This window comes from Pseudomonadota bacterium (assembly GCA_018823135.1).
GTDB lineage: Bacteria > Desulfobacterota > Desulfobulbia > Desulfobulbales > CALZHT01 > JAHJJF01.
Genome location: JAHJJF010000154.1, coordinates 1 through 2695 on the forward strand (window position 1 = coordinate 1; position 2695 = coordinate 2695).

At 50.1% G+C, this 2695-nt stretch carries 2 protein-coding genes; one reads left to right on the plus strand and one right to left on the minus strand.

The features are described from left to right. Positions 1 to 39: 39 nt before the first annotated feature. Entirely contained in the window at positions 40 to 468 is a 429-nt protein-coding gene (locus KKE17_15695; GenBank protein ID MBU1711440.1) for a hypothetical protein, read from the minus strand. Positions 469 to 934: 466 nt separating this feature from the next. Here KKE17_15695 and KKE17_15700 point away from each other — a divergent pair, with 466 nt between their 5' ends. Then, positions 935 to 2158, plus strand: a complete 1224-nt coding sequence (locus KKE17_15700; protein MBU1711441.1) for a recombinase family protein — start codon at positions 935 to 937, stop codon at positions 2156 to 2158. The last annotated feature ends 537 nt before the right edge of the window (positions 2159 to 2695 follow it).

Consider the following 2695-nt stretch of genomic DNA (forward strand, 5'->3'; position numbering starts at 1 on the left):
TCCTCAGCCAGCCGTAACTGTGGCTTTGTTTCGCAGAAATCAGTTCTGGCTATTCAGCTCAATGTTGATGGGCGACGGGATGGTTTCGCCTTTCCGCTGCCGCTGCAAACGATCCAGTTGGTCAATGGCGCGATAGAGCTGCCGCTCTATGGTAGTCTCGTAACGAAGCAGCTTATCGGTAATCTCTTTCGGCGGCAGACTGGCTGCGAGCTGGGTGGATTCGATCTCCAGTTCGTTCCTCTCCTGATACATCTCCTCAACCCCCCTGGCAGTAGCCAGTTCTTTGTCTAGTGTTTTGAGGTGAAGTGCCTTGAGTCTATTCGACGGCAACGGCTGATCGGTGAGCTGGCTGTCTTCGTTGCCCAACTCGTTGATGATGAGCAGGTTTACAGTTCTGCTGTTTGGCTCATTACCGTAAACCTCAACAAGTGCGCGTCTGGCCTCACTGGTGATTTCCTCAGTCTCCATCACGATCTCGCGGCGTTGTTAAGGGCCTCTAGGAGTTTTTATACACCATGAGAGTTCCTTTTGTAAGCGCTCCTTTTCGGATCGAGAAAAGCCAAGCTCAGTTCACGATTGTATCTGTCAATCTGGTCGAATCTGGTAGTCAGCGCCAGATTGTCCAATTTCCCCCCTGATCTAGCCCACCTCGCAACGCAGCACACGGCGCAACCGCCAGTAGGAAACGGCGATTTTCTCCACAAGCATTTGCTCCAAAACACCCTCTGTCCTGAGTTCTCTGCATAAATCCCTCAAAAGAGCGTCAAACACCGGTTTATTCTCAATGCCGTCGCCAGTTGTTATGAGAGCGGCCTTTGCGAGAAGCCCATGTTTAAGGGCATTTCTGCTAACAACCTCTTTCCCCGGCAAGTTTTTGGGCCGGTAGATTTGAGAGCGTTTTGACGATAGTCCGGCGTGAGCACTGTTTGAAGGTATGATCGAAATCGTTGACGAGTTCTACTCGGCCAATCTTGCCCAGGATACGATCAGAGGCATGAGAGAGAATGCCAGCCGAGGTTATTACAATGGATCCATGCCGGCAATGGGATACCGAATCGAGAAAACTAAGGTCGGATCAGCAATCAAAAACAAACTCGTATTAGATGAGGAAAACGTCCCGACAGTTGGGCGCGTCTTCGATCTGGCACTCTCTGGAATGGGGGGCAAGGAGATCACCTCAGCTCTAAATACGGAGGGCGTACTTACGAACAGGGATAAACGATGGAGCAAAGGCGTCATCCTGTATCTCCTGCGAAATGACGTATATACCGGGACTTTGGTCTGGGGGAAGTCCAACCAGCAAGCGGAACCCGTGCGACGGAATGACAATCATCCAGCAATAGTGTCTCAGGATGAGTTTGATAAGCTACAGAAGGCCATTTCGGAACGGAGCCCTGAGAACTGTCGACCACGTTCTCTGACATCAGACTACTTGCTGTCGGGCTTGCTACGCTGTGGGGAGTGTGGCTACGCTCTTCAGGGTTGCTCAGCGAAGTCAGGGAAATTCCATTACTATGTCTGTCACAATTCCCTGCGTAAGGGTAAAGAGGTATGCCGATCTCGCATGATCAATAGGGACCGAATTGAATCGCTGGTAATCAAGAAGCTACAAGAGCGAGTACTAACGGAAGAGAACTTGCGTGAACTGCTAAGACTCACCAATGATGCCATAACTAAGAAACTGTCGCAGAACGACCAAAACATAAAGGTCCCACAAAACGAGATACCAAAGCACCAACGAAAGCTGGATAATCTATACTCGGCCATTGAGAGTGGTAGTTTCGAGGCCGGAGATCTTGCGGCAAGAGTCAGAGATCTTGCGGCGAGAATCGAAAAGCTCAGAAACCAGGAGAGGTCTTTGTTGCAGTCTACCAGTAGGCCCTTGCCGGCGCTGAGTGTGAGACGGCTCAAGGAGATGGTCAAGGATCTGCGAGAGTTGCTTTCTAAGGGGACGCTGTTTGAGCAGAAGTCGTTTATAAAGTCATTCGTTAAAAAGATCACCGTCAAGAATGGTCATGTCACCATCGAATACACTTACCCAACGGGCGGGGGGACCAGCAGTTCATCAAGCGGAGGTGGAGTTCTGTGTTCTGAACAGAATGGCTCCCCCGCCTGTCCTGAACTCAGAACTTTCCGACTCTCATTCCTGCTTAGGTAGCTAAGAACGGGGTTGACAGTACGAAACACGAAGCTTTCAGATTGACATTCTCTTTGGGGCGGTAGGAAAGCGGCCCCGACCTCACTTTCCCCAGACCATTGTAGCATTAGACATCAGGTCGCGTCGGTATCTTTCATTTGCGACGTTGTGTACTGCACTAAAGGCCCACCAGGCATTGTGATTCTCCGCCCAGGCTCTCAAGTAAAATGTCCATTGTTATTCTCGTGAGAAGTTCGGATATTTTCCCTGAGATACTCTGTGGGTAGTGCCACCGGTGTTAGTTCGGTGTTAGTTGGGATGTACGGACCCTATTGATCTGGGACGCAAAAGCGCTCGTACCAATATGATAACTTCCGCAATAGCTGCCGTAAGTTGTCGAATTCTGAGAAATCAACTGGCCCCTATCCACTTATTGGCTCCAGTATAGTGTCAGGTCTGACGTCGCTTTGAGAAGGAGTGAATGACATGGAGATTCTGAATCAGTTGCTATTAAGGGCAACAGACCTCGTCCCAACCGGTATTGCAATAGCAATTGCA

What these genes read in the sequence shown, in the direction of transcription:
- KKE17_15695 (MBU1711440.1), bottom strand. Translation starts at nt 468, where the DNA reads ATGGAGACTGAGGAAATCACCAGTGAGGCCAGACGCGCACTTGTTGAG.
- KKE17_15700 (MBU1711441.1), top strand. Translation starts at nt 935, where the DNA reads ATGATCGAAATCGTTGACGAGTTCTACTCGGCCAATCTTGCCCAGGAT.